This is a genomic window from Prevotella sp. HJM029 (genome assembly GCF_000599605.1).
Taxonomy (GTDB): domain Bacteria; phylum Bacteroidota; class Bacteroidia; order Bacteroidales; family Bacteroidaceae; genus Prevotella.
The window spans coordinates 1-646 of record NZ_AZHT01000056.1; the positions used below are offsets into that span (position 1 = coordinate 1).

A 646-nucleotide genomic window follows, 5' to 3' on the forward strand; every position below is an offset into this window, starting at 1 on the left:
TGCGCCTTAGAGAGGGTATAGCCTTTCCCTTTACCACGCATACGGCAAGACACACCTTTGCCACACTTATCACGCTTGAGCAAGGAGTGCCAATAGAAACGGTGAGCAAGATGCTCGGACATAGCAATGTAAGTATGACCGAGCGTTATGCAAAGGTTACACCCCAAAAACTTTTTGAGGAGTTTAATCGTTTCCTTTCTTTCACGGAGGATATGCAGATGAGTATTTAGCAATAGACATATTAAAACTAAAATCATTATGAGAAGTACATTCAAGATACTGTTCTATATCAACAGACAGAAGACAAAAGCAGACGGCAATACCGCCATTCTCTGCCGTATCACCATAGACGGAAAGAGCACCGCCATTACCACAGGAGAAGAGTGTAAAGTCTCCGAGTGGAACTCCAAACAGGGTTTGACAACCAATAGGAAGACCAACCAAAGAATCAATGAGTTCAGGGAATTGATAGAAAAAACCTATCGGGACATACTGACAAGGGACGGAGTGGTAAGTGTGGAACTTATCAAGAACAGTTTGCAAGGCATTGCCACTAACCCCACCACGCTCCTTGCAATGAGCAAGGCGGAACTGCAAGCCGTCAAGGAAAGCGTTGGAAAGTCAAGGGCAGAGGGGACTTATCTGA

General features: G+C 44.9%; 2 protein-coding genes. Both read left to right on the plus strand.

All coding sequences use genetic code 11. The features are described 5' to 3' along the window. The coding region (locus X919_RS14765; RefSeq protein WP_036917007.1) for a tyrosine-type recombinase/integrase at positions 1-230 on the plus strand (230 nt) is incomplete at its 5' end. Between the two features lie 28 nt (positions 231-258). Then, positions 259-646, plus strand: a 388-nt coding sequence (locus X919_RS0104550) for an Arm DNA-binding domain-containing protein (RefSeq protein WP_028899196.1), incomplete at its 3' end; no start/stop codon positions are given.